The 22,865-nt window shown below is 71.1% G+C and carries 26 protein-coding genes and 1 riboswitch; of the genes, 10 read left to right on the top strand and 16 right to left on the bottom strand.

The window, feature by feature from the left end; all coding sequences use genetic code 11:
• The first annotated feature begins 43 nt into the window (after positions 1-43).
• The 3 genes from M3190_RS11360 (at position 44) to M3190_RS11350 (ending at position 4,530) form a co-directional block, all read left to right on the top strand.
• Positions 44-937: a PRD domain-containing protein gene (locus M3190_RS11360; RefSeq protein ID WP_251581613.1), complete on the top strand. Its 894-nt coding sequence runs from the start codon at positions 44-46 to the stop codon at positions 935-937.
• Positions 938-1,156: 219 nt separating this feature from the next.
• On the top strand, positions 1,157-3,016 hold the full coding sequence (locus M3190_RS11355; protein WP_251581604.1) for a beta-glucoside-specific PTS transporter subunit IIABC: 1,860 nt from the start codon (positions 1,157-1,159) through the stop codon (positions 3,014-3,016).
• Positions 3,017-3,114: 98 nt separating this feature from the next.
• Positions 3,115-4,530, top strand: a complete 1,416-nt coding sequence (locus M3190_RS11350; protein WP_251581595.1) for a glycoside hydrolase family 1 protein — start codon at positions 3,115-3,117, stop codon at positions 4,528-4,530.
• A 51-nt stretch (positions 4,531-4,581) separates the two neighbouring features.
• Here the strand turns inward: M3190_RS11350 and mmuM are convergent, their stop codons facing one another.
• Complete coding sequence (gene mmuM / locus M3190_RS11345; protein ID WP_251581593.1) at positions 4,582-5,460, bottom strand: homocysteine S-methyltransferase; 879 nt, start codon at positions 5,458-5,460, stop codon at positions 4,582-4,584.
• 55 nt (positions 5,461-5,515) lie between these two features.
• Between mmuM and M3190_RS11340 the strand changes: the two genes are divergently transcribed.
• Together M3190_RS11340 and M3190_RS11335 are read left to right on the top strand one after the other, a co-directional pair.
• A complete protein-coding gene (locus M3190_RS11340; protein WP_251581585.1) occupies positions 5,516-5,983 on the top strand; it encodes a GNAT family N-acetyltransferase in 468 nt (155 codons plus the stop codon).
• A 46-nt stretch (positions 5,984-6,029) separates the two neighbouring features.
• Positions 6,030-6,878, top strand: a complete 849-nt coding sequence (locus tag M3190_RS11335) for a Cof-type HAD-IIB family hydrolase (protein ID WP_251581583.1) — start codon at positions 6,030-6,032, stop codon at positions 6,876-6,878.
• Between the two features lie 120 nt (positions 6,879-6,998).
• Here the strand turns inward: M3190_RS11335 and M3190_RS11330 are convergent, their stop codons facing one another.
• From M3190_RS11330 to M3190_RS11320, 3 genes are read right to left on the bottom strand one after another with little or no spacing between them, the layout of a single operon-like run.
• The gene (locus M3190_RS11330; protein WP_251581581.1) at positions 6,999-7,829 is read right to left on the bottom strand and encodes an SDR family oxidoreductase; all 831 of its coding nucleotides are present in this window, start codon (positions 7,827-7,829) and stop codon (positions 6,999-7,001) included.
• A gap of 16 nt (positions 7,830-7,845) precedes the next feature.
• A complete protein-coding gene (locus M3190_RS11325) occupies positions 7,846-8,616 on the bottom strand; it encodes an enoyl-CoA hydratase/isomerase family protein (RefSeq protein WP_251581580.1) in 771 nt (256 codons plus the stop codon).
• A gap of 10 nt (positions 8,617-8,626) precedes the next feature.
• Positions 8,627-9,388 carry an SDR family NAD(P)-dependent oxidoreductase gene (locus M3190_RS11320; protein ID WP_251581578.1) on the bottom strand — a complete coding sequence of 254 codons (762 nt, stop codon included), beginning with the start codon at positions 9,386-9,388 and terminating at the stop codon, positions 8,627-8,629.
• Positions 9,389-9,497: 109 nt separating this feature from the next.
• On the opposite strand from M3190_RS11320, the gene M3190_RS11315 reads away from it, so the two are divergent.
• Positions 9,498-10,223, top strand: a complete 726-nt coding sequence (locus M3190_RS11315) for an aminoglycoside 3'-phosphotransferase (protein ID WP_251581569.1) — start codon at positions 9,498-9,500, stop codon at positions 10,221-10,223.
• A gap of 4 nt (positions 10,224-10,227) precedes the next feature.
• Here M3190_RS11315 and M3190_RS11310 read toward each other — a convergent pair whose 3' ends face one another.
• On the bottom strand, positions 10,228-10,572 hold the full coding sequence (locus M3190_RS11310; protein ID WP_251581567.1) for a hypothetical protein: 345 nt from the start codon (positions 10,570-10,572) through the stop codon (positions 10,228-10,230).
• A 47-nt stretch (positions 10,573-10,619) separates the two neighbouring features.
• Here M3190_RS11310 and M3190_RS11305 point away from each other — a divergent pair, with 47 nt between their 5' ends.
• Positions 10,620-11,024, top strand: a complete 405-nt coding sequence (locus M3190_RS11305; RefSeq protein ID WP_308222253.1) for an MmcQ/YjbR family DNA-binding protein — start codon at positions 10,620-10,622, stop codon at positions 11,022-11,024.
• A gap of 9 nt (positions 11,025-11,033) precedes the next feature.
• Complete coding sequence (locus M3190_RS11300; protein WP_251581565.1) at positions 11,034-11,537, top strand: GNAT family N-acetyltransferase; 504 nt, start codon at positions 11,034-11,036, stop codon at positions 11,535-11,537.
• A 108-nt stretch (positions 11,538-11,645) separates the two neighbouring features.
• On the opposite strand, the gene M3190_RS11295 is transcribed toward M3190_RS11300, so the two are convergent.
• The 3 genes from M3190_RS11295 to M3190_RS11285 form a co-directional block, all read right to left on the bottom strand.
• On the bottom strand, positions 11,646-12,434 hold the full coding sequence (locus M3190_RS11295) for an energy-coupling factor transporter transmembrane component T family protein (protein ID WP_251581563.1): 789 nt from the start codon (positions 12,432-12,434) through the stop codon (positions 11,646-11,648).
• Complete coding sequence (locus tag M3190_RS11290; RefSeq protein ID WP_251581562.1) at positions 12,431-13,885, bottom strand: ABC transporter ATP-binding protein; 1,455 nt, start codon at positions 13,883-13,885, stop codon at positions 12,431-12,433. Before M3190_RS11290 ends, M3190_RS11295 begins: the two co-directional genes overlap by 4 nt.
• Before the next feature lie 3 nt (positions 13,886-13,888).
• Entirely contained in the window at positions 13,889-14,521 is a 633-nt protein-coding gene (locus M3190_RS11285) for an ECF transporter S component (RefSeq protein ID WP_251581552.1), read from the bottom strand.
• A riboswitch (TPP riboswitch) is annotated at positions 14,513-14,622 on the bottom strand. It overlaps the preceding gene by 9 nt.
• 38 nt (positions 14,623-14,660) lie before the next feature.
• Between M3190_RS11285 and M3190_RS11280 the strand changes: the two genes are divergently transcribed.
• Positions 14,661-16,046, top strand: a complete 1,386-nt coding sequence (locus M3190_RS11280; RefSeq protein ID WP_251581550.1) for a D-alanyl-D-alanine carboxypeptidase family protein — start codon at positions 14,661-14,663, stop codon at positions 16,044-16,046.
• Between the two features lie 3 nt (positions 16,047-16,049).
• On the opposite strand, the gene M3190_RS11275 is transcribed toward M3190_RS11280, so the two are convergent.
• From M3190_RS11275 to M3190_RS11240, 8 genes are all read right to left on the bottom strand, one after another.
• Complete coding sequence (locus M3190_RS11275) at positions 16,050-16,982, bottom strand: J domain-containing protein (protein ID WP_251581548.1); 933 nt, start codon at positions 16,980-16,982, stop codon at positions 16,050-16,052.
• 1 nt (position 16,983) lies between these two features.
• Positions 16,984-18,045, bottom strand: a complete 1,062-nt coding sequence (locus tag M3190_RS11270) for an enoyl-CoA hydratase/isomerase family protein (protein WP_251581541.1) — start codon at positions 18,043-18,045, stop codon at positions 16,984-16,986.
• A 45-nt stretch (positions 18,046-18,090) separates the two neighbouring features.
• Positions 18,091-18,567 (bottom strand): hypothetical protein, encoded by a 477-nt coding sequence (locus M3190_RS11265; protein ID WP_251581539.1) that lies wholly within the window; start codon positions 18,565-18,567, stop codon positions 18,091-18,093.
• Positions 18,568-18,639: 72 nt separating this feature from the next.
• Positions 18,640-19,467 (bottom strand): uroporphyrinogen-III synthase, encoded by an 828-nt coding sequence (locus tag M3190_RS11260; RefSeq protein ID WP_251581537.1) that lies wholly within the window; start codon positions 19,465-19,467, stop codon positions 18,640-18,642.
• A gap of 184 nt (positions 19,468-19,651) precedes the next feature.
• Positions 19,652-19,918 carry a hypothetical protein gene (locus M3190_RS11255; RefSeq protein ID WP_251581536.1) on the bottom strand — a complete coding sequence of 89 codons (267 nt, stop codon included), beginning with the start codon at positions 19,916-19,918 and terminating at the stop codon, positions 19,652-19,654.
• The gene (locus tag M3190_RS11250; RefSeq protein ID WP_251581534.1) at positions 19,908-20,318 is read right to left on the bottom strand and encodes a phage holin family protein; all 411 of its coding nucleotides are present in this window, start codon (positions 20,316-20,318) and stop codon (positions 19,908-19,910) included. Before M3190_RS11250 ends, M3190_RS11255 begins: the two co-directional genes overlap by 11 nt.
• Positions 20,315-20,731 carry a hypothetical protein gene (locus tag M3190_RS11245; protein ID WP_251581532.1) on the bottom strand — a complete coding sequence of 139 codons (417 nt, stop codon included), beginning with the start codon at positions 20,729-20,731 and terminating at the stop codon, positions 20,315-20,317. The genes M3190_RS11250 and M3190_RS11245 overlap by 4 nt, the downstream gene beginning before the upstream one ends.
• 88 nt (positions 20,732-20,819) lie before the next feature.
• Complete coding sequence (locus M3190_RS11240; protein WP_251581530.1) at positions 20,820-22,226, bottom strand: protoporphyrinogen/coproporphyrinogen oxidase; 1,407 nt, start codon at positions 22,224-22,226, stop codon at positions 20,820-20,822.
• A gap of 51 nt (positions 22,227-22,277) precedes the next feature.
• Here M3190_RS11240 and M3190_RS11235 point away from each other — a divergent pair, with 51 nt between their 5' ends.
• Positions 22,278-22,853 (top strand): HhH-GPD-type base excision DNA repair protein, encoded by a 576-nt coding sequence (locus M3190_RS11235; protein ID WP_251581521.1) that lies wholly within the window; start codon positions 22,278-22,280, stop codon positions 22,851-22,853.
• Positions 22,854-22,865: the final 12 nt, after the last annotated feature.

The following is a 22,865-nucleotide window of genomic DNA, read 5'->3' as shown; positions in this document are numbered from 1 at the left end:
GCGGCGGGCTGGGCGGATGCCGGGCGGCTCTAGACTCGTCGCCATGACGGAAGGGGCTCCGCAGCGGCGCGGCACGGTCGTGCACAAGGTGCTCAACAACAACGTCGTCATCTCACTCGACGAGCAGGGCCGCGAGCGCGTGCTGATGGGCCGCGGGCTCGGATTCCAGCTGAAGCCCACCGACACGATCGACCCCGCGAAAGTCGAGAAGACCTTCATCCTCGAGACGGGCGAGGACGGCGAGCGCGAACGGCGGATGCTGACCGACACCCCCTACGCCATCGTCGAGGCCGTCTCGCGCGCCGTCGACCACGCGGAGCGCTCGCTCGGCCATCACCTCGGACGCCGCCTCACGATCGCCGTCATCGACCACGTGCAGTTCGTGCTCGAGCGCCTGGAGAAGGGGATCCGGATCCCCGCCGCGAACATGCCCGAGCTGCGCGTGCTGCACCCCGCCGAGTTCGCCGCGGCGAAGACGATGGCCGAGTCGATCTCGGCCGCCCTCGAGACCGAGCTGCCCGCCGAGGAGGCCGTCTTCCTCACGATGCACGTGCTGAACGCGACCCGGGACGAACCCAACGGCACCGCCGCACTGCTGTTCCGCCGCGTCCAGCACGTCGTCCTGACGGTCGAGAACGGGCTCGGCGTGAAACTCGACGTCGAGAGCCCCGACTACGCCCGGTTCGTGCTCCACATCCAGTTCCTCCTGCAGCGCCTCGTGTCGAGGTCGATGCTCCGAAGCGCCGACAGCTCGTTCTTCGAGTTCGCCAAGCACAGCTACCCGCGCTCGTTCGCCATCGCACAGGAGGTGAAGGCGTACGTCAAAGCCGCGACCGAGTCCGAGCTCACCGACGAGGAGCTCCTGTACGTCATCGTGCACGTCGAGCGGCTCGCGTCGCAGGTCGGGGCACCGCCGGCTTCCGCTCCGGGAGGATGACACTGGCGTCCTATTCGGATGCATGCTAATGTCTCGGATCGCAGGCCGATGCAGACCTGCGACGCGACGGATTGTTACTGCGGCAGCAGGCAAAACCTGAACTCACATCGCTTTCACGAGCGGTGAACGAGTTCAGGTTTTTTTGTTGCCCGGAAACGGGCCCGGCGCGTGTTCCACCCGAGAATGCCGCGCCGATGCGGCAAGAAAGAGCGTGTCCCGATGGACTACTCGAAGACCGCGGCCGGCGTCCTGGAGGGCGTCGGCGGAGAAGAGAACGTCAGTTCGCTCGTGCACTGCGCCACCCGCCTGCGCTTCGTGCTGAAGGACGAGTCGAAAGCCGACACCGCCGCCGTGAAGGCGACCCCCGGTGTCGTGACCGTGGCCCAGGCCGGCGGGCAGTACCAGGTGGTCATCGGCAACGACGTCCCAGACGTCTTCGCCGAGATCGGCAGGATCTCGAAGCTCGGTGCCGCATCGGCCGACGGAGCGACCTCGGATGCCCCCAAGGGCAACCTGTTCAACCGCTTCATCTCGATGATCTCGGCGATCTTCACCCCGGTGCTGTGGGCCCTCGCCGGGACCGGTCTGCTGAAGGCATTCCTCGCCGCCGCCGTCACCTTCGGCTGGATCGCCACCGACACCTCGACCTACGCCGTCCTCAACGCTCTCTCGGACGCCTTCATCAACTTCCTGCCGATCGCCCTGTCGATCACCGCGGCGCGCTACTTCAAGGCCAACGAGTGGACGTCGCTGGCGATCGCCGGCGCCCTCGTCTACCCCACGATGGCGGGCCTCGTCGGCCAGCCGGGTCTCACCTTCTTCGGCATCCCCTTCACGATGGTGAGCTACGTCTCGAGCGTCATCCCGATCATCGTGATCGTCTGGCTGCAGAGCCACGCCGAGAAGGTGCTCTACCGCGTGCTCCCCGGCGCCGTGAAGCGCTTCATGACCCCGATGATCGTCGTCCTCATCGCCGTTCCGCTCGTCTTCGTCGTCATCGGTCCGATCTCCGACCTCCTCGGCGGCGGCCTCGGCACGGGCATCGGCTGGGTCTTCGAGAACGCTCCGTGGGCCGGTGGCGCGATCATGGGCGGTCTCTGGCAGGTGTTCGTCATCTTCGGCCTTCACTGGGGTCTCGTCCCGCTGTTCACCCTCGAGTTCCAGACGACCGGCCAGATCCTGCTCGTCGGCCCGGTCTTCGCCGCCGTCCTGGCACAGGCCGCTGCGGTCGCGGGTGTCTGGGTGCGCGCGCGCAACAAGAACCTCAAATCCCTCGCCGCCCCCGCGACGCTCTCGGGCTTCCTCGCCGGCATCACCGAGCCTGCGATCTACGGCATCAACCTGCCGCTCAAGCGCCCGTTCGCGTTCGGCATCGTCGGCGGCGCGATCGGCGGCGCGATCATCGCGATCGGCGGGGTGTTCGCGACCGCATTCGTGGTCCCCTCCGGTCTCGCTCTCCCGGCCCTGCTCGGTAACGGGAACATGGTGTTCCTCGGCATCGGACTCCTCGTCGCGATCGCCGTGCCGTTCCTGCTGACGGTCCTCATCGGCTTCGTCGAGCCGGCCGAAGAGGCCGCCCCGGCGGCTGCGCCGGCCGCCACCGACCTCGAAGTCCTCAGCCCCCTCGACGGCACGGTCGTGCCGCTGTCCGAGACCCCCGATGCCGCCTTCGCCGAAGGCGCCCTCGGCGACGGTGTGGCGATCCTCCCCCGCAGCGGCGCCCTCTACGCGCCGTTCGATGCGACGGTCGCCGCCGCGTTCCCGACCGGCCACGCGATCGGCCTGCGTCACGCCGACGGCGCCGAGGTGCTCATCCACATCGGCATCGACACGGTCAAGCTCGGCGGCACCCACTTCGACGTCAAGGTCACGACGGGTCAGCAGGTGAAGGCCGGCGACCTGCTCGTCGAGTTCGACGGCGACGCCATCGAGCGGGCGGGCTACGACCTGACCACCCCGATCGTCGTGACCAACGGCGAGCTCTACCCGGCGATCACCGGTCGGGCGTCCGGCCCCATCGCGCACGGCGAGCCGCTCTTCACGGCCGTCTCGGTCGAGTCCGCGGCCGTCTCGGCCTGATCCCGAGCGGATGCCGGGTGTCGCCCGCTCGGCGCGGCGACACCCGGCATCCGCTTCCTTCTGAACGCTCCGAACCCCCGATACGAAACGAGAGACACATGAGCACCACCTCCTTCCCCGACGGCTTCCTCTGGGGCGGCGCGACCGCCGCGAACCAGATCGAGGGCGGATACGACCAGGGCGGGAAGGGACTCTCGGTCCAGGACGTCATGCCGCGCGGCATCTTCGGTCCGCGGACGGCCGCGCCCACCCCCGACAACCTCAAGCTCGAGGCGATCGACTTCTACCACCGCTACGCCGACGACATCGCGCTGTTCGCCGAGATGGGTTTCGGCGTCTACCGCTTCTCGATCGCGTGGAGCCGGATCTTCCCGAACGGCGACGACACCGAGCCCAACGAGGAGGGCCTCGCCTTCTACGACCGGGTGCTCGACGAACTCGAGAAGCACGGCATCGAGCCGCTCGTGACGATCTCGCACTACGAGACGCCGCTCCACCTCGCCGAGACCTACGACGGCTGGACCGATCGCCGCCTCATCGGCTTCTACGAGCGCTACGCCCGGACACTCTTCGAGCGATACGGCGCGCGCGTGAAGTACTGGCTCACGTTCAACGAGATCAACTCGCTGCTGCACGCACCCTTCATGTCGGGCGGCATCAACACACCGAAGGACGAGCTCGGCGAGCAGGCGCTGTACCAGGCGATGCACCACGAGCTGGTCGCCTCCGCCCGGGCCACTCGCATCGCCCGCGAGGTCGCGCCGAACGCACAGATCGGCTGCATGGTGCTGTCGATGCCGGTCTACCCGCTGAGCCCGTCGCCCGCCGACGCCCTCGAGGTGCTCCAGTTCGACCACTCGAACCTCGTCTACGGCGACGTCCACACCCGGGGCGAGTACCCCGGCTACTTCCTGCGCACCCTGCGCGAGAAGGGCATCGAGCTCGAGATCACCGACGAGGACCGCGAGGACCTCACCAACACGGTCGACTTCGTCTCGTTCAGCTACTACATGTCGGTCGCCGCGACCGCCGACCCCGCCAAGAAGGTCACGGGTGAGGGAAACATCATGGGCGGCGTTCCGAACCCCACGCTCGAAGCGAGCGAGTGGGGCTGGCAGATCGATCCCATCGGCCTCCGACTGGTGATCAACCAGTTCTGGGACCGCTGGCAGAAGCCGCTGTTCGTCGTCGAGAACGGTCTGGGCGCGAAGGACCAGCTCGTCGAGGTCGACGGCGTGAAGACCGTCCTCGACGACTACAGGATCGCCTACCTCAACGATCACCTCGTCCAGGTCGGCGAGGCGATCGAGGACGGCGCCACCGTCCTCGGCTACACCTCGTGGGGCTGCATCGACGTCGTCAGCGCCTCGAGCGCGCAGCTGAGCAAGCGGTACGGGTTCATCTACGTCGACCGGAACGACGACGGCACCGGATCGCTCGAGCGCTACAAGAAGAAGTCGTTCGACTGGTACGCGGAGGTCATCCGCACCAACGGCGCGTCGCTCACGCGTTGAGGCGACCGGTGCGGCCGCGGTGACCCGAACCCGCGGCCGCACCGGCCCCGATCAGTCCTTCAGGCGTCGCGCGAGCCCGGCGATGTCCTTGGGCGTCGTGCGGCAGCATCCGCCGATGAGCCGCGCTCCGGCATCCAGCCACGCGTCGACGTCCGCGAAGGTCGCCGTCGCGTCGCCGTGCCACGAGCGCGAGATGGCGTCCCACGCTTCACCGCTGTTCGGATAGACGACGGCAGGTGTCGCGCTCGGCATCGCGGTCAGAACACGGGCGATATCGCGCGGCGGACAGCAGTTCGCGCCGACGGCGACCACCTCGGCGGGCGACGCGGCCGTCACGAGCGCCGCGGCGAGCGCGCCGTCGTCCGCGAACGCGGTGCTGGAACCCGAGAGCGAGACCCACGCCGGGATCCCGACGCCCTCGAGGGCGATCGCCACCGCCTCGGCCTCGGCGGGCGAGGCGATCGTCTCGACCGCGAGCAGATCGGGCCCGGCCTCGGAGAGCACGTGCAACCGTCGCCGATGCCACTCGGCCAGTTCGCCCACCGACATGCCGTAGGCACCGGTGTACTCGCTCCCGTCCGCGCGCACGGCGCCGAACGGACCGACGGATGCGGCGACCCACGCACGACCGTCGGTCGCCTCGCGCGCGAGTCGCACCGAGGCCCCGAGCAGTGCGTCGACCTCGGCGGCATCCTTCCCCGCCTCCGCCAGATTGTCATAGCCCAGCTGGTACGACGCCGTCGTCACGATGTCGGCGCCGGCGTCGACGAAGGCGGCGTGCACGTCGCGCACGTCGCCCGGGGCGTCGATGAGCACACCGGCCGACCACAGCACGCCGCTGAGGTCGTGGCCGCGGGCTTCGAGCATCGTGCCGAGTCCGCCGTCGAGCACGAGGGGACGGGCGGCGATCGCGGAGCGCACATCGGGCATGCGGTCACTCTAGGCGGGCGGCCGCCGCCACCCGCGCGCGGATTACGCTGAACGAATGAGCACCGCCCGCATCCGCCCCATCTCCGTCGACGACGCGGGCGAGGTGCTCACCCTGCAGCGAGCGGCCTTCGTGCAGGAGGCGCTCATCTACGACGCCGTCGACATGCCGCCGCTCACGCAGACCCTGGACGAGGTGCGCGGCGAGCTCGAGGAGAACCTCGGATGCGTCGCCCTCGACGGCGAGCGCATGGTCGGCTGCGTGCGCGCCCGTGTAGACGGCGACCTGCTGCTCATCGGCCGCATCGCGATCGCCCCCGACCAGCAGGGCTCGGGTCTCGGCACGGCACTGCTGTCGGCGGTCGAGGAGCGCGGCCGCGAGGCCGGCGCCACGACGGCGGAGCTGTTCACCGGCTCTCTCAGCGAGGCGAACCTGCGCCTGTACGAGCGCGAGGGGTACGAGGAGAGCGAGCGGGTCCCGGGGGACGACGGCACCGAGCAGGTCTTCCTGCGCAAGCGGCTCTGACCCTCCCCCGGAGCGCGCGTCCGTCCGCATCCGGGAGAATGGACGCATGACGCGCATCGCTTTCCTGGACGTGGACGGAACCATCCTCGAGCACGGGACGGCCATCGCCGACTCGACGATCACCGCCATCCGGACGGCGCGCGAGAACGGCCACCTCGTCTACCTCTGCACGGGCCGCGCGGCAGGCGACATCCACCCCAAGGTCCGCGAGATCGGCTACGACGGCGCGATCACGAACGGCGGCGCCTACGCCGTCCGCGGCGACGAGCGACTCTTCGCCGACCCGATGCCGCGCGAGGACACCGACCGGCTCATCTCTTACTTCGAGGCGGAGGACATCGACTACTTCCTGCAGTCCGACGAGGCGGTCTACGCGAGCGAGGGTGTGGGCGCCATGCTCGACGAGTACTTCGCCGAGCGCCGCAAGCGCCACCTCGAGGACGCCCGCCGCCTCGGGCAGACCGACGTCGTCGAGCCGAAGCCCATCGTCACCTACCGTCCTGTGCACGAGGCGGACCTGGACGCGATCGCGAAGACGACCTTCATCAGCAAGCGCTCCGACAGCGTCGACAAGGCCCAGGCCGACCTCGGCGAGCGGTTCCACGTCATCCCCGGCAGCATCCCCCTCCCTGGCGGCTCCAACGGCGAGATCGGCCTGCGCGGGACGACGAAGGGATCAGCGATCCTCCGGGTGCTCGACATCCTCGGGCTGGATGCCGCCGACGCGATCGGCATCGGCGACAGCTGGAACGATGCCGAGATGTTCGACGTCGTCGGCTCCCCCGTCGCCATGGGCAACGCCGACCCGGCTCTGAAGGAGCGGGCGGGCAACGTCACGACCGACGTCCTCGACGACGGCGTGTGGAACGCCTTCGTGAAGCTCGGGCTCGTCTGACGCGCGCCGCGCTGCGTGCGCGGGGCCGCGTGCGCGGATGCAATGGATCGTGCGCGACACCCCGGCATCCGCTCGTGCTCGGCGGCGTGTCGGCCCGGATCCATTGCCTCCGCGAGCGGGTCAGTCGAGGAAGATGTCGGGGAACAGCTCGCTGTCGGGGGTGCCGGGCGTCGCGGCATAGCGCGAGAAGTCGGTGACGCCGGCATCGCGCAGCACGTCTTCGACGATGAGCGTCTGCCCGGTGACCTCGCGCGACGGCCGGCAGAGCACCTCGTAGGCGGCGTCGGCGTAGATCTCCGGCGTGCGGCTGACCTTCATCATGCGGTCGCCGCCGAGGGCGAACTGCACCGCCGCCGTGGCGATCGTCGTCTGCGGCCAGAGCGTGTTGGCGGCGACGCCGTCCTTCGCGAACTCCGCGGCAAGCCCGAGCGTCGCCATCGTCATGCCGTACTTCGCGAGGGTGTAGCCGGTGTGCGCGCCGAGCCACTTCGGCGAGATGTTGAGCGGGGGCGACAGGGAGAGGATGTGGGGGTTCTCGGCGTCCTTCAGGATCGGCAGCGCTGCCCGCGACAGCATGAAGGTGCCGCGCACATTGACGTCCTGCATGAGGTCGTACTTCTTCGCCGCGAGCTCGAGCGAACCCGACAGGTCGATGACCGACGCGTTGTTGACGACGATGTCGATGCCGCCGAACTCGCCCTGCGTCTTCATGACGGCCTCGGTGATGTCACCGTCGTCGCGGACGTCGCCCACGATCGGCAACGCCTGGCCCCCGGCCGCGCGAATCTCGTCGGCCGCCGAGTGCACCGTCCCTTCGAGCTTGGGATGCGGGGTGTCGGTCTTCGCGAGCAGCGCGATGTTCGCGCCGTCGCGGGCGGCGCGCAGGGCGATCGCGAGGCCGATGCCGCGGCTGCCGCCCGACATGAGAATGGTCTTGCCGGCGAGGGTCATGGGTTCTCCAGGAGGATCAGGATCGACGGGACCGGGATGCCGCAGCGAAGGCGGCGACGCGGGTCCTCGAGTCGTCGGTGTCGAAGGCGGCGCCGATCGTGCGCGCCTCGTCGTCGAGGTTCTCGGCGAACGAGCGGCCGGCACCGGTGCGGACGAGGCGCTTGGCCTCTCCGAACGCGCCGGTCGCGCCGTCGAGCCAGGCCCGGGCGACCTGCTCTGCACGGTCACCGGGCTGCTCGACGACCTCGGCGACGAGCCCCCACTCGAGTGCGGTGGGCGCGTCGATCGTCGTGTCGGTCAGCAGCAGCTGCAGCGCCCGCCGCTCCCCGATCGCGGCGGGCAGCAGCGTCGAGACGCCGAGGTCGGGTGTCAGACCGATGTTGGCGTATTTGCTGACGAACACGGCGCGCGGCGAGGCGACGATGTGGTCCGCCGTCAGCATCAGTCCCAGCCCGCCGCCGGCGACCGCACCCTGCACCGCCGCGACCATCGGGATGGACGACTCCACGAACGTGCGGATGCCGTCGTGGATCACCCCGGCCATCTCGGTGATGGCCCCGCCGTCACCTCCGGAGGTCGCCATCTGCACGACATCGCCGCCGGCGCAGAACGCCGGGCCCGCGGCATCCAGCACGATCGCCCCGACCGTGGGGTCGCTCGTCACCTCGTGCGCGAGGTCGCGCCAGCGCGTGCCCATCTCGAAGTCCATGGCGTTGAGGGACGCCGGGCGGTTGAAGGTCAGCCGCGCGAGCGCGCCCTCGCGGCGCAGCAGGATCGTGTCGCTCATCGGTCTCCACTCACTTCGGGGCCATGCGGATCGAGCCGTCGAGGCGGATCGTCTCACCGTTGAGGTAGCCGTTCTCGACGATGTGCTGCACGAGGGCGGCGTACTCGTCAGGTTTGCCGAGCCGCGCGGGGTAGGGCACCTGTTGGCCGAGCGACTCCTGCGCCGCCTCGGGGAGCCCCGCGAGCATGGGGGTCTCCATGATGCCGGGGGCGATCGTGCAGACGCGGATCGCCGACCGCGCCAGTTCGCGGGCGATCGGCAGCGTCATGGCGTGCACGCCGCCCTTGCTCGCGGAGTACGCGGGCTGACCGATCTGACCGTCGAACGCGGCGACCGAGGCCGTGTTGACGATGACACCCCGATCCCCGGACGCCGTGGGCTCGGTCGCCGCCATCGCCGCCGCCGCGTGGGCGATCACGGTGTACGTGCCGATGAGGTTGATCCGGACGATGCGCTCGAAGTCGGCGATCGGGTTGGGCGACCCGTCACGGGAGAGGACCTTCGCGGGTGGCGCGATGCCGGCGCAGTTGACCGCGATCCGCAGTGGTGCGACGGCGGATGCCGCGGCCGCCGCGGCCTCGACCTGTGCGGCATCCGTCACATCGGCGGGTGCGAAGGTGCCGTCGAGCTCCGCCGCGACGTCGGCGCCGGAAGACGACGGCAGGTCGACGATGACGACATGGGCGCCCTGCGCGGCCAGACGGCGGGCGGTCGCGAGGCCCAGCCCGCTGGCGCCCCCGGTGACGAGGGCGGACGCTCCGGCGATGTCCATGCGCTCTCCTTCGAACGGAATCGAGTTTCACTCTACGCGCGACTGGGTGCCACGACCGCAGGATGCCTCCAGGGTAGTCGTCCGCGGCGGCCGACGACAGGATGGAGGGATGTCCATCCCCTTCGCCGACGCGCCCGTCCCCCCGATCGTGCGTCGCCTCGCGCGGGGTGCGGCACTCGTGCCGGTGTGGGAGAACACGCTCGGCGGGCGGACATTCCGCACCGACGACGACCGGTTCATCAAGATCGGTCCGGTCCATCTCGAGACCTCGATGGCGGATGAGGCGGAGCGGATGGCCTGGGCGGCCCCCTACCTGCGCGTGCCGACGGTGGTCGAACAGGGCGACGACGGCGAGACGGAGTGGCTCGTGACGCGCGCGATCGCGGGACGTTCCGCCGTCGACCCCGAGTGGGTGGCGCGTCCCGAGACGGCGGTGCGGGCGATCGGCGAGGGCTTGCGGGCCCTGCACGAAAGCCTGCCCGTGGCATCCTGCCCCTTCGACTGGACCGTACCGTCGCGGATCGCGAATGCCGCCGCGCGAGGTGTGGTCCTGCCCGGCCTTCTGCGCGAGCCGCCCCCGATCGAGCACCTCGTCGTCTGCCACGGCGACGCCTGCGCGCCGAACACCCTCATCGGCGACGACGGACGCTGGAGCGGACACGTCGACCTCGGGCAGCTGGGCCTCGGCGACCGGTGGGGAGACATCGCCGTCGCCGCGATGAGCACGGGCTGGAACTATGGGCCGGGCTGGGACGGTCTGCTGCTCGAGGCCTACGGGGTCGAACCCGATGAGGAGCGGATGGCGTACTACCGGAGCCTGTGGAACGCGACCTGACCGATCACCGCATCGCGCCGTCGAAGAGCGCAGCGGCCGCGAGATAGCCCGCGACCACCAGAGAGGTCGAGAACAGCGGGACCCAGGCGAGGTCGCGCCCCGTCCGCCCCGCGAGGACCGCCGCGGCCGCCGTGACGGCGACGCTCGCGAGGATCGCCGCGACGAAGAGCACGCCCGCGGCATCCGCCGTCGCCCAGTCGCAGTCGGGTGCGCACGCGCCACCGGCGAAGACGGTTCGCAGAAACCACGACGCCCCGGTGACGACGACGGCGACCACCTGGAGGACGGCGACGGCGAGGACGGCGCCAGCACCACTCCACCGCAGGCGCGCAGGGACGGGCGTCGTCATGTCGCGGACGCTACCAGCCGGGCACCAAGGAGGGCCAGGATGGAGCGGTGGCCGAGCACCCGCTGATGTTCCGCGTGGACGACCCGTTGCTCGCGCTCGTCCGGCGTCACGCCCTCGTACTGCCCGAGGCGCACGAGAAGGTGAGTCACGGCCGGCCGGCGTTCTTCACGACGAAGGTGTTCGCGTACTTCGGCGGCTCGGTACGACGGAGTCCCGGCGACTTCGAGCGCCACGACGCGGCGGTGATGATCCTGCCGGATCGAGACGACGAGCCGGCCCTGCGCCAGGACTCGAGGTTCTGGTCGCCGGCCTACCTCGGACCCTCCGGGTGGCTGGGAATCGACCTCGCCGCAACCGACGAGACCGAACTCGCCGAGCTGCTCGACGCCTCGTACCGCCGGACCGCGCCCGCGCGCCTCGTCCGCCGCCTCGACGGGCCCGCGGACGCATAGGCTCGTCCGGTGAGCGAACGGACGAGCACCGGGTCCCGCATCCTCGAGGTCGCGTGGGACGACCCGCGCGCAGCGGCCCTGCGCGACGAGTTGGACACCGACCTCGGCGCCCGCTACGACGGGTTCCACGGCGACGAACCGGCCGAGCGCACGGTCGCCCGCTCGCGGGCGCTCGCCATGCACCCGGAGGAGATCGTCGCGACCCTCATCACCGCGGACGAGGACGGCACCCCCACGGGGCACGTCATCCTCCGCCGACTCGGCGCCGAATGGGAGATCAAACGCCTCGTCGTCACCGCGGCGGCGCGGGGTCGCGGACTGGCTCGGGCGTTGATGACGGCGGCTCTCGACCGGGCACGCGCGGGCGGCGCCGGTCGGGTCATCCTGCAGACCGGCATTCCCCAGCCGGAGTCCATCGCGCTGTACGAGTCGCTCGGGTTCACCCGCATCCCGGTCTACGAGCCCTACATCGAGACGATGCCGCGCTCGGTCTGCTTCGCCTACCGGTTCTGAGCGTCATCCCGGGACGGATGCACGACCCGGGGTGCGGGAGCCACCCGGAAACGGCGGCGACTCGACACCCGCACCACCGATCGTGCCGACGTCGCGCCATCGGGCGGATCAGGACGGGCCGAGGATGAAGTTCCAGGTGCCCGCCGCGACAGCGGCGACGACCGCCGCTCCGGCGATGCCTGCGCCGGTCGCGATCAGCCCCCACTCGCGGCCCCCGAACGTCGATGTGCGCGCCCAGGTTCGAGGACCGGGGGCTCCGAACCCCCGGGCCTCCATCGCCGTCGCGAGCTTGGACCCCCGTCGGATCGACAGCACGAGCAGCGCGAAGGCCATCCCCGCGAACCGCCGCAGCCGCCCGCGGTCGGCCACCCCGCGCGCACGACGGGCGAGCTCAAGAGAGCGCCAGTCGTCGATGAACAGACCGATCATCCGCAGGCCGGCGAGCGCGCCGAGGACGAACCGCGCCGGCAGCCGGACGATCTGCGCCAGACCGTCGGCGAGATCGGTCGGGTCGACGGTGATGAACAGGACGACCGAGGGCAGCGCGACGGCGAGCACGCGGAGGAGCGTCGCCGCAGCCAGTTCGAGCGAGCCGTCGCTGACGCGGATGAGCAGCCATTCGACGTAGACGCGCCCGTCGGCTTCACCGTACAAGGCGATCGTGACCGCCGTCGGCGGCGCTGCGATCCAGACGGGCCAGGTCCGCCGCCAGAACTCGCCCCAGCGCAAGCCGGCGAACGGGATCAAGAGGCACTCGAGGAGGAGCGCCACCGCCGCCGACACCCAGTCGAGGGTGAACACCAGCGGGACCGCGACGAGACCGCTCGCCGCCAGCTTCGCGACCGGATTGATGCGGGCGACGACGCCGGTCCTGGCCTGCCCGTCGAGGAGCGTCACTGCTCGACCCCCAGACAGACCTCGCGCGCATGGAGTGCGTCGACCGCGTGGAGATCGTGGGTGATGACGACGACCGCCGACCCCGCATCGCGGAGCTCGGCGAGGAGCGCGATCAGGCTGGACCACGTCGTCGCGTCCTGCCCGAAGGTCGGTTCATCGAGGACAAGCACGCGCGGCGCCGTCGCCAGCATGGACGCGACCGTGAGGCGGCGCTTCTCTCCGCCCGAGAGCGTGTAGGGGTTCGCCCCGGCGAGCCGCGTCAGCCGCATCCGCTCCAGGAGGCCGTCGACGACCGCCGCCACCTCCGGCTCGGCGAGCCCGAGCGCGGTCGGGCCGATCTCCAGTTCGTCACGCACCGTGCGCGCGAGGAACTGGTGCTCGGGATCCTGGAAGACCGTCCCGATGCGGGTGAGGAGCTCGCGGGACGACCAGCGGATCGGATGCGGTCCGATGCCGTCCGCAAGGGCGCTCGTCGCCACGACCTCGCCCGCCGCCGGGGGCAGGAGCCCGGCCAGGGTGAGCCCGAGCGTCGACTTGCCGGCGCCGTTGGGCCCCGTCACCGCGAGGACCTCGCCCGCCCGCACGTCCAGGTCGATGCCGGTCGCGACGGGGTGGCCGGCGACCCGCTCGACCGATAGACCGCGCGCGGTCAGCAGTGTCTCGCCCGGTGCGGCGACGGGCGGGGCGGGCGCGGCGGGCGGATGCCCCGGCACCCACACGCCCGCCTGCGCAAGGCTTTCGCCGAGCGATCCCAGCACCTGCTCGGGGGTGCCGTCGGCGATCACTCCCGCCGCATCGGCACCACCCAGCACGATGACCCGGTCCACGAGCGGCAACCAGACGTCGACGCGGTGCTCGACCACGACGAGGGTCGCGGGATGTGTCTGCAGCATCGCCGCGACCGCGTCGCGGACCTCGGCGACGCCGTCCGGGTCGAGGTTCGCGGTCGGCTCGTCGAGCAGCACCAGTCCCGGCTGCATCGCGACGACACCAGCGAGCGCGAGTCGCTGCTTCTGGCCACCCGAGAGCGCCTTCGTCGGGCGGTCCCGCGGGATGTCGAGACCGACCGCCGTCAGTGCCGCTTCGACCCGCGGCCAGATCTGCTCTCGCGGCACACCGAGGTTCTCGCAGCCGAACGCGACGTCGTCACCGACGCGGGCGAGGATGACCTGCGAGTCCGGATCCTGCAGAACGAGACCGGCTCGGCCGCGCTGCGCTGCGGCGCGGCCTCCGTCGAGGAGGATGTCCCCCTCCATCTCGCCCTCGTCGGCGCCGCCGAGGACCCCCGCGAGACCATGGAGCAGCGTGGACTTGCCGGCACCGGACGCGCCGAGGAGGAGCACGCGCTCCCCCGGCGCGATCGTCAGGTCGACCCCGCGCACGGCCCAGGCGTTCCGTGACGCGTGGCGCCACCCCCACCCTCGGACGTCGACGCGTGCGGGACGGGTCATGCGTCAGACACGACTGCGCGCTTCGCGTCCGATGGCGAATCGGTCGAGCGCACCCGTGGCGGCGAGCCCGCGAGCCAGGAACCACGAGAGCGCGCCTGCGATGACGGCCCCCGAGAGAACGGTGGAGACGAGGTAGACACCCGTGAAGGCGACGTCCGCGCCCGCGTACCAGAGGATGAGGTTGTTGATGCCGCCGGCGAGCGCCGCGCCCGCACCGGCGAGGACCGCGACGGGCAGGGTGAACCGCCGGTAGAGGAAGAGGAGCACGATCAACTCTGCACCGAGTCCCTGCACGAGTCCCGCCTCGATGGTCAGGAAGCCGCCCCAGCTGTTCCCCACGAGGGCCGACACGACGGCCGCCAGGGTCTCGGTGTAGACGGCGGCACCGGGCTTGCGGATGATCAGGGCGCCGAGGACCCCGGCGAACAGCCACGGTCCGTCGAGCAGGCCCTGCAGACCGGGCAGGAGCGGCTCGAGGAGTGTCTTCGGGCCGAGGTAGCCGATGTTCCACAACAGGAAGATGAGACCCGATGCGACGCCGAGGACGGAGGCCACGACGATGTCGATGACCCGCCAGCGGAAGCGGCCCGGCGATGAGGTGGTGCGGGTCTCGGATGTGGACGCGACAGCGTGCATTTCTCTCCTCCCTGCGCCGGCATGATCCGGATCAGGTTCGACGGTCGAAGCGTGGATCGCTTCCTCTCAGCCCGGCTCACCGGACTCCCGTGGTTGTGCGTCGAGTATAGCCACAGGCAGACCGCGCTACCGTGGTCCGGTGACCGTGGACGACGCTGATCCCCGAATCCGCCGGCGACGGCGCGACGCGAAGCCTGCCTCCCCCTCCGCCGACCACACGGCGCTCGGCTGGGTCGATGACGAGGGGCGTCCGGTGAGCGCCGCCCAGCCGCGGCCGGCCTCCTACGACCTGCTGCCCCCCGCGGGCCGGCGTCGCGGCATCCCCCTGGCGGTCTTCGGCATCCCCGCCCTCGCCGTCCTCGCGGTCGCGACGGCCTACACGACCGCGATGCTGCTCTGGCCGCTCAACAACGTGACCCCTGCGGCGAGCGCGACCGATGCCGCCGCCCTGACCGGCGCGCCGTCCGCGATCGCGTGGCCGACCGACGCCGAGTCCGCCGTGGGCGTCGCCGGATTCGCTCCCGCGGCCTCGTCCACGACACCCGCGCAGATGGCCAGCACGACCAAGCTGGTGACCGCGCTCGTGATCCTGGACCAGGCACCCCTCGCGGCAGGCGAGCAGGGACCCGAATACGAGTTCACCTACTCCGATCGTGAGGAGTACTGGCGATACGTCGCGCAGAACCAGTCCGCCCTCAACGTTCCCGACGACGGGTCGCTGACCGAGTACCAGATACTTCAGGGCATGCTCATCGCGTCGGCCAGCAACTACGCCGACCGCCTCGCCACCGATGCCTTCGGATCCGTCCAGGACTACGTGACCGCCGCGAACGCGTGGCTCGCCGAGAACGAGCTCGACGGGATCACGGTGACGGATGCCTCGGGCTACGACCGCGGCAACGTCGCGACGCCGGCGGCCATGGTCGCCCTCGCGGAGAAGGCCATGGCGAACCCCGTCATCGCGGAGATCGTCGCCACGGAGTCCGCGGAGCTCCCCGGCGCCGGAGAGTTCGAGAACACGAACGCCCTCCTCGGCACCGACGGCGTGATCGGCCTGAAGACCGGCAGCTACGCAGGCTCCTACAACCTCGTCGCCGCACGGTCGCTGGACCTGGGCGGCGGCCCCACGACGCTGTTCGCGTCCGTCGCCGAGGCACCGACCGATGCAGCTCGCGTCGACGAGACCGAGGCCCTGCTCGACGCCGTCGCTCAGGAGGCATCCGTCACGACGACCCTTCCGGCGGGGACCGTCGTCGGCGAGGTCACCACGGCCTGGGGTGCGACGACCACGGTCGTCACCGACGAGGACGCCGAGCTTCATCTGTGGAACGGCGCGACGGCCACGGCTGAACCCGCCTTCGACATCGACGCGGATGCCGCAGCCGGAGCGGATGCCGGAACGATCACCCTCGCCGGCCCCGCAGACGAGGTCGACGTGCCGGTGAGCGTGACATCGGCGATCTCCGGCCCCGACCCGTGGTGGCGACTCACCCACCCGATGGAGCTCGTCGGCGCGGGCGACTGAGACTCAGGCGAAGCGGACCGTCTGCTGCAGCCGCGTCCGCACGTCGAAGAGCTCGTTGCCGCCGATGTCGCGGGCGCCGCTGACACCGCGGCGCAGCACGGTCGCGAGGACGCTCCGCGCGACGACGGCGACGGGCAGCCCCTTCACCTTTCCGAGCTCCTCCACTGCGGTCGCGACGTCGTCGTCCGGCAGCACGACGAGAGCCGCGCTGAAGCGCACCTTCGCCGCGCGGCCGAGCGCACGCGCCGCGAGCACGAGCTGTGCGACCGGTGCCCCCACGACGGTGTCGCCCTCCAGCTCGCCGCGCCGGCTGCGCACCGGCGCGCCGAAGTCCTCGGACAGCACGGCGTAGAGCCCGCTCGGGCCCAGCACGATGTGATCGAGCTTGACGTCCGGGTCCCGCCGATCCGCGGCGACGTCGTGCCAGACGGTGTAGCCCATGCCGAGCTCGGCGACGATCCGTGCCGTCGCCTCCTCGGCGAGCGCGTCGGCGAGCAGGCGCCGCACCTCGTGCGGGGCACTGCGGACCAGAGCGGGGTCGTACGGGTCCGCAAGGTCGACGCCGCGGCCGGCCCACTCGCGGATGAGATCGAGGTAGCGCTCGCGGCGCCAGCCGCCCGGCTGGCCGAACGACCGGGCGCGCGGGCGGGTGTCGGCCTTCCGCGTCTGAGGACGCCACATCGGGGCCTGCGTGTCGGGACCGTAGGACACCGCCTGCCCGAACCCGTGCCCCCGGTCGTAGGCGGACCGCGCGTCGGCCGTCCCGACGAGCTCCCAGGCGCGCTGCACCTGCACGAACTGCGCGGCGTCCCCGCCGGTGTCGGGGTGCGTCTGACGCAGACGCAGGCGGTACGCCTTGCGGAGGTCGTCCTCGCTCGCGTCCGCGGCCACGCCGAGGACCTCGTATGCGGAGGCGGACAGAGGGCTGTCGAACACGTCAGCTCCAGAGTGGGGCGCTCGGGCGGAACGCGAGCGCCGTGTGGGCAAGGTCGGCGGGGACGTCCTCGAGACGGCCGGGCTGCCAGCGCGGCGTGCGGTCCTTGTCGACGAGTTGAGCGCGGATGCCCTCGACGAGATCGGGCTGGGTCCGTCCGAACCACTCGACGAGCGCGTACTCCTGCGCCAGCGCGGCGCGCAGCCCTGGCAGGGTCCGCGCCGAACGCACGGCGGCGAGCGTGACCGTGAGCGCCGTGGGGGCCTGGGTCTCGAGCAGGTCCGCGGTGGCCGCGGCATCCGATTCGGGCCGGTCGCGCAGACGCGCGATGATGCCCGCGACGGTGTCGGCGGCGAACGCGTCGTCGATCCAGTCCTGCGACGCCGCGAGGCGGGACTGTTCGGGAGTCTCGTCGAAGAGCATCGCGATCTCGGTGGGCGTGTCGGGGTCGGCCCGCGTCACGAGCGCGTGGCGCACGTCGTCGAGGCGGTCGGCGGGCACGAAGTGGTCGGCGAATCCGGCGTGGATCGCGTCGGCGGCATCCATCGTCCCGCCGGTGAGAGCGAGGTACTCGCCCAGGCGGCCGGGGGCGTGGGCGAGCAGCCACGAGCCGCCCACGTCAGGGGTGAAGCCGATGCGGGTCTCGGGCATGGCGAGGCGCGATCGTTCGGTGACGATCCGCACGGCGGCGTGGCCCGCCAGCCCGATGCCGCCGCCCATCGTGACGCCGTCGGCGAAGGCGACGACCTGCTTCGGGTACTCGGCGATCCTCGCGTTCAGCGCGTACTCGTCGCGGAAGAAGCCCATCGCGGCCTCGGCGTCGCCCGCGAGGATCTGCTCGCGCAGCGCCCGCACGTCGCCGCCGGCACAGAACCCACGGTCACCGGCACCGTCGAGCAGCACGAGACGGATGTCCGGGTGATGCTCCCACGCGTCGAGCGCCTCGGCGATCCCACGGATCATTCCGTGGTCGACGGCGTTGATCGCCCCGGGCCGGTTGAGCGTGATGCGTCCGACGCTCCCCTCCGCACGGACGAGCAGACGGGATGCCGCGGGTTCACTCACCCCGGCAACGTTACCGGCCCGATCCTCGGCGCGAGCCGTGCGCCGTCAGGCCTGCGCGGGTCGCGGCGCCCGCCGTCGCGGCGCCCGCGAAGGTGCGGCGGTCTCGGCATCCGGCCGCTGCACAGGGATCTCGGTCGTCACGAGCTCGACGACGTCGACGGGCTCCTCCTCGGCTTCGAGACGCAGCGCTTGGACGAGCGCCAGGCCGTGGCGCGTCGTGATGACGAGCCGCTGGAACTCGGGGTCCCCCTCGAGGTCGATCACGACCGACGGTCGCCGCCGCCGGACGAGGACGAAATCGTCGCCGCCGGCGGAACGCCACCGCCCCATCGCGACGGTCCGCGGGATGACGGTGCCGGGTGTCGGAACGCCGCGCAGCCACGTCCACGGGTCGTCGACGAGCTGCACCTTCGTGATGTGCGTCCGCTCCACGCGGACAGCCTCCTTGCGGAACGACAGGGCGCGCTCGGTGGCCGAGAGGGCGACCTCCAGTCGCGACGAATCGAGCAGCAGCGTCACCATGGGATCAGTCTGCCAAACACGTCATGCGCGACGGATGCCGCCCGCGCAACGATCCGGTCTCGACCACGGACGTCAGCCCTGGATGCGGGGAAAAGAACCGGTCGGAGGGGCGAACTCGTCGATCGCGTGCGGCAGGGGGAACTGGGCCACCGCGGCGATCAGGCCCGCGACCGTCTGCTCCTTCGCGATCACGCTGACGCCCAGTCCGGCCCGTCGGGCGTCCTTCGCCGTCCGCGGGCCGATGGCGGCGATCACGGTGCCGGAGGGGATGTCGGGGAACTGCTCGTAGACCTGCTCGGCGACTGATCCACTGGTGACGAGGATGGCGTTGATGCGCCCGGAGCGGACGTCGGTGGCGACCTTCTCGGTGACGGGCACGCCGACGGTGCGGTAGGCGACGACGCTGCGGACGTCGTGGCCCGCCTCGTTGAGCAGACGCGTCAGCACCGGCTTCGCGAGCTCACTGCGGAGGGTGAGGACCCGCATCGGCTCCGGCTCGAGTGCGATGAGCTGCGCGGCCATCCCGGCGGCGGAGTTGTCGTCGTCTGGGACGAGGTCGACGCGGTAGCCCACGGCGCCGAGAGCGGCCGCGGTGGTCTCACCCACGGCGGCGACTCGTGTGCTGGGGGGGATGACCGCCCGGTAGGCGTGGAGCACGTCGACGGTCGTCGAGCTCGTGAGGGTCACCCAGTCGAAAGCCCCCGCGGCGAGGTCCTGGAGCGCCGACTCGAGGTCGGTCGGGTCCTCGGACGGCGCGAAGTTGATGAGCGGTGCGATGACCGGCGTCGCCCCCTGTGTGCGCAGAGCGGCAGCCACGCTGTCGCCCCACGGACCCCCACGAGGCACGAGCACACGCCACCCCTTGAGGGGTTTCGGTGCTGCCGCAGCAGGTGTGTTCATGGTTCGACTCTCGTATAGGCGGTGGCCGCCCCAGAGCGAGACGGCCGACGCTCAGCGGAACGATGCACGACGTGCGAACGTTCGGGACCCTGTCGTCGGCAGCATCTGCGCCTTCGCCGCTGCCTGTTCCGAGCATACCCCGGGTCGTCACCGGTGACTCGTCCGCCGGTGTGCCTCGCGTCGGTCAGCGCGTGTAGAGCCGGACGGCACCCCAGACGACGAGCCCGATGGCGGCGGCGGCACCGACGGCCGCGACAACGGCTCCGGTCGGGTTGCGGTCCGCGAACTCGCGAGCCGACACCTGCGCGCGGCGGGTGGCCCGCGCCGCCCGCTTGGGCACGTTGGCCTTCTCCTCGATGGCGGCGAGCGCAGCCTTCAGCTCCGCCCGAGCACGTTCGACGGGGTCCGAGATGCCGAGGGGGACGGCAGTGCGGGGGACGTCAGAACTCATCGGCCACTTCCTTCACGATTCGGGCGTCGGTCGACAGGGCCTTCGCGGGGTTCTCTCGGTTCTTCATCCGCTTGATGCGCAGCATGCCCAGCAGGGCGAAGACGACGACCAGCAGCAGGCCGAGCACGACGAGGATCAGTGCTGCAAGCCAGGGCGCCATCCACGAGGACAACCCGATGACGGTGAACGCACCGATCGCGGGCAGGGTCCAGAACAGCACGAACAGGGCCAGGACGAACCAGAGGCCGACGACGCCGGCATCCTTCCCGGTCCGTGTCGCCCACGCCTTCGCGGCGTTGATCTCGGCGACGATGAGGTTCTTGACGAGCTCGGGAAGCTCACCGACCAGACCGAGGAGGCTGTCGTCACCCCGATCGCGGAATCCGCGGGGCGTGCTCATGAGGCGGACGAGCTCTTCTTGGTGGAGGTCGAACGCTTCGCGGTGCCCGACCCGGTCGAACTCTTCGAGGTGCTCGAGCCCGACACGGCGTCGGCGGTCGTCTCGGCGGCATCCTTCACGTCGTCGGCGGCGTCCTTCGACGCGTCGAGGGCGGAATCGAGCTTGTCACCCGGGGTGCCCTTCGTGGTCGCGGCGCGGGTGATCTTCACGGCACTGCTCCAGAGCACGCTCGGCAGGGCGAACGCCGCCGACTTGCCGAATTCGCTCACCTTGTCGACCTGTTTCTGCACGGCCGGGGTGTTGTAGACCCGCAGGTAGGCGTCCTTGATCTGCTCGTAGCGCTGACGGCCCGCGCGGGCCCCGAGGACGTAGCCGGCGGTGAGTCCGACGACGATTCCGATCTTGCCCTTCATGGCGATTCCTCACGTTCGTGGCGATGTGATGCCGAGACCCCAGAGTAACGGCGCATTCCGTTCGCGGCATCCACCCTTGACAGCCGGCTCAGGTCGGTGCAGAGGTGCCGTCTGCGTGCCACAGCAGGGCCGAGCGGATGCGCTCCGCCTCGTCTTTCGCATCAGCCACGACCCGAGTGATCCCCGTACCGTCGATCCACGCGCCGACGACGCCGAGCCGGTCGTCCCGACGAGCGGCTCGGCGGAGCTCGTCACGCTCGGGCGACAGCGCCGACGAGGGAAGCGACCGCGGCCAGCGCGCGCGATGCGTGCCGCGTACCGTGCCGAGATCGACACCGAGAAGTTGCGCGGCCGCTCCGGTGGACACCGCGATCGCATCACCGTCGCGGAGATCGCTCGCCGCCGTCGTGACCCGCACGACGTGCGGGTCGCCCTCTGTGCGCGGCCACGTCGCGGTCGCGTGGACGACCGCGATCGCGGGGGCGGTGCCGGGCACCGCGTAGACGGCGTGTCCGCGCGGTCGGGCATCGAGCGCGGGCGCGTCGAGTACGAGGGTGACGACGTCGACATCGTCAGGTGAGAGCATGCCCCCCTCAAGACCGGGCAGGTGCGGTACGAGCAGCCGGCGCGCAGGGCGCTCCGGCGTCGCGACGATCACCGCGTCGACGTCGAGACCGTCCTCGGCCGCGGTCGTCAGCGACCAGCCCGCCGCCGTCCGCTCCACGCCCGTGACCTCCGTCTCGGTGCGGATGTCGACCTCGAGCTCGCTGAGGCGCTGCCCGAGCGCGTCGATGAACACGGACATGCCGCCGTAGAGGGTGGCCCGGGATGGACCGGCATCCCCATCCGGCAACTGCTGCGCCACCGCACCCGACAGCGATCCGGTGCGCGTGAGGGCGGCATTCAGCCCGCGGGCGGCGCGGTCGACGTCGACCTGCTCGGGCGGGACGCCATGGATGCCGAAGGTCAGCGGCGCGACCATCCGCTCGAGCACGCGCGACCCCATCCGGCTCTCGACGAGCGCAGCGAGGTTGCGCTGCGCACCGATCGTCAGCGGCGGACGCAGGCGGTCGATGTAGGCGCGCCAGGCGCCGGACCAGCCGATGATGCGCCGGACCCGCGCGTCGAAGGGGTTGGCGGGGATGCCGAGGATCGACGCGTCGGGGAGGGGCGCGACCCCGTGGCCGCCCGCCACCCACGTCTCCGCCTCGCGTGCCGTGACGACGGCGTCGGTCAGTCCGAGCTCGTCGATGAGCTCGCTCAGGGCGCCGGGAGCCACCCGGAAACCGTCGGCGGCGACGTCGATCCGACGACCGTCGAGTTCGGCGGAGGCCACGATCCCGCCGAGCCGGTCGGCGGCCTCGAAGAGGGTGACCCGGATGCCGAGCTTCGCGCACTCGAGCGCGGCGACAAGACCCGCGACACCCCCGCCCACCACGGCGACACGAGCGTGGCGCGCCTGAGAGATCAGATCGGGTGCGGCCGAGGGATCCATGGTGTCCATCCTCCCCCACCCCGCTGCGGCGCGGAGTGCGAACATAGGCCTATGGCTCTCCACATCACCGGCGACGAGGCAGCCGACGCGCTCCTCACCGACGAACCCCTCGCGCTCCTCATCGGAATGCTGCTCGACCAGCAGATTGCCATGGAGACCGCCTTCGCCGGGCCGCTGAAGATCCGTGAGCGCACCGGCGGACTCGATGCCGCCGGGATCGCCGCCGCCGACCCCGAGGAGTTCGCTGCCGCGTTCAGCGAGACCCCCGCCGTGCACCGGTTCCCCGGTTCGATGGCCGGTCGAGTCCAGTCGCTGTGCCAGGCGCTCGTCGACGAGTGGGGTGGCGACGCGTCGGCGCTGTGGACCGAGGGCGACCCCGACGGCGCGACCGTGCTGAAGCGCCTCAAGGCCCTGCCCGGGTTCGGTGACCAGAAGGCGCGCATTTTCCTCGCGCTGCTCGGCAAGCAGTACGGCTTCACCGGAGCGGGCTGGCGCGAGGCTGCCGGCGCCTACGGCGAAGAGGGCTCGTTCCGCTCCGTCGCCGACATCGTCTCCCCCGAGTCGCTCGCGAAGGTACGCGAGCACAAGCGCGCCGCGAAGGCGGCGGCGAAGGCCGCGAAAGGCTGAGCCGCCGCGGTG

Origin of the sequence: Microbacterium oleivorans, from assembly GCF_023715745.1 — a bacterium.
Classification (GTDB): domain Bacteria; phylum Actinomycetota; class Actinomycetes; order Actinomycetales; family Microbacteriaceae; genus Microbacterium; species Microbacterium oleivorans_D.
The sequence above is the reverse complement of the archived record's forward strand: the minus strand, read 5'-3'. Positions and strand labels throughout refer to the sequence as shown.

What these genes read in the sequence shown, in the direction of transcription:
- mmuM (WP_251581593.1), bottom strand. Translation starts at nt 5,460, where the DNA reads ATGCCCGATGTGCGCTCCGCGATCGCCGCCCGTCCCCTCGTGCTCGAC.
- M3190_RS11285 (WP_251581552.1), bottom strand. Translation starts at nt 14,521, where the DNA reads ATGCACGCTGTCGCGTCCACATCCGAGACCCGCACCACCTCATCGCCG.
- M3190_RS11235 (WP_251581521.1), top strand. Translation starts at nt 22,278, where the DNA reads ATGGCTCTCCACATCACCGGCGACGAGGCAGCCGACGCGCTCCTCACC.
- M3190_RS11350 (WP_251581595.1), top strand. Translation starts at nt 3,115, where the DNA reads ATGAGCACCACCTCCTTCCCCGACGGCTTCCTCTGGGGCGGCGCGACC.
- M3190_RS11335 (WP_251581583.1), top strand. Translation starts at nt 6,030, where the DNA reads ATGACGCGCATCGCTTTCCTGGACGTGGACGGAACCATCCTCGAGCAC.
- M3190_RS11245 (WP_251581532.1), bottom strand. Translation starts at nt 20,731, where the DNA reads ATGAAGGGCAAGATCGGAATCGTCGTCGGACTCACCGCCGGCTACGTC.
- M3190_RS11250 (WP_251581534.1), bottom strand. Translation starts at nt 20,318, where the DNA reads ATGAGCACGCCCCGCGGATTCCGCGATCGGGGTGACGACAGCCTCCTC.
- M3190_RS11325 (WP_251581580.1), bottom strand. Translation starts at nt 8,616, where the DNA reads ATGAGCGACACGATCCTGCTGCGCCGCGAGGGCGCGCTCGCGCGGCTG.
- M3190_RS11260 (WP_251581537.1), bottom strand. Translation starts at nt 19,467, where the DNA reads ATGAACACACCTGCTGCGGCAGCACCGAAACCCCTCAAGGGGTGGCGT.
- M3190_RS11340 (WP_251581585.1), top strand. Translation starts at nt 5,516, where the DNA reads ATGAGCACCGCCCGCATCCGCCCCATCTCCGTCGACGACGCGGGCGAG.
- M3190_RS11265 (WP_251581539.1), bottom strand. Translation starts at nt 18,567, where the DNA reads ATGGTGACGCTGCTGCTCGATTCGTCGCGACTGGAGGTCGCCCTCTCG.
- M3190_RS11355 (WP_251581604.1), top strand. Translation starts at nt 1,157, where the DNA reads ATGGACTACTCGAAGACCGCGGCCGGCGTCCTGGAGGGCGTCGGCGGA.
- M3190_RS11255 (WP_251581536.1), bottom strand. Translation starts at nt 19,918, where the DNA reads ATGAGTTCTGACGTCCCCCGCACTGCCGTCCCCCTCGGCATCTCGGAC.
- M3190_RS11310 (WP_251581567.1), bottom strand. Translation starts at nt 10,572, where the DNA reads ATGACGACGCCCGTCCCTGCGCGCCTGCGGTGGAGTGGTGCTGGCGCC.
- M3190_RS11320 (WP_251581578.1), bottom strand. Translation starts at nt 9,388, where the DNA reads ATGGACATCGCCGGAGCGTCCGCCCTCGTCACCGGGGGCGCCAGCGGG.
- M3190_RS11240 (WP_251581530.1), bottom strand. Translation starts at nt 22,226, where the DNA reads ATGGATCCCTCGGCCGCACCCGATCTGATCTCTCAGGCGCGCCACGCT.
- M3190_RS11290 (WP_251581562.1), bottom strand. Translation starts at nt 13,885, where the DNA reads ATGACCCGTCCCGCACGCGTCGACGTCCGAGGGTGGGGGTGGCGCCAC.
- M3190_RS11360 (WP_251581613.1), top strand. Translation starts at nt 44, where the DNA reads ATGACGGAAGGGGCTCCGCAGCGGCGCGGCACGGTCGTGCACAAGGTG.
- M3190_RS11330 (WP_251581581.1), bottom strand. Translation starts at nt 7,829, where the DNA reads ATGACCCTCGCCGGCAAGACCATTCTCATGTCGGGCGGCAGCCGCGGC.
- M3190_RS11315 (WP_251581569.1), top strand. Translation starts at nt 9,498, where the DNA reads ATGTCCATCCCCTTCGCCGACGCGCCCGTCCCCCCGATCGTGCGTCGC.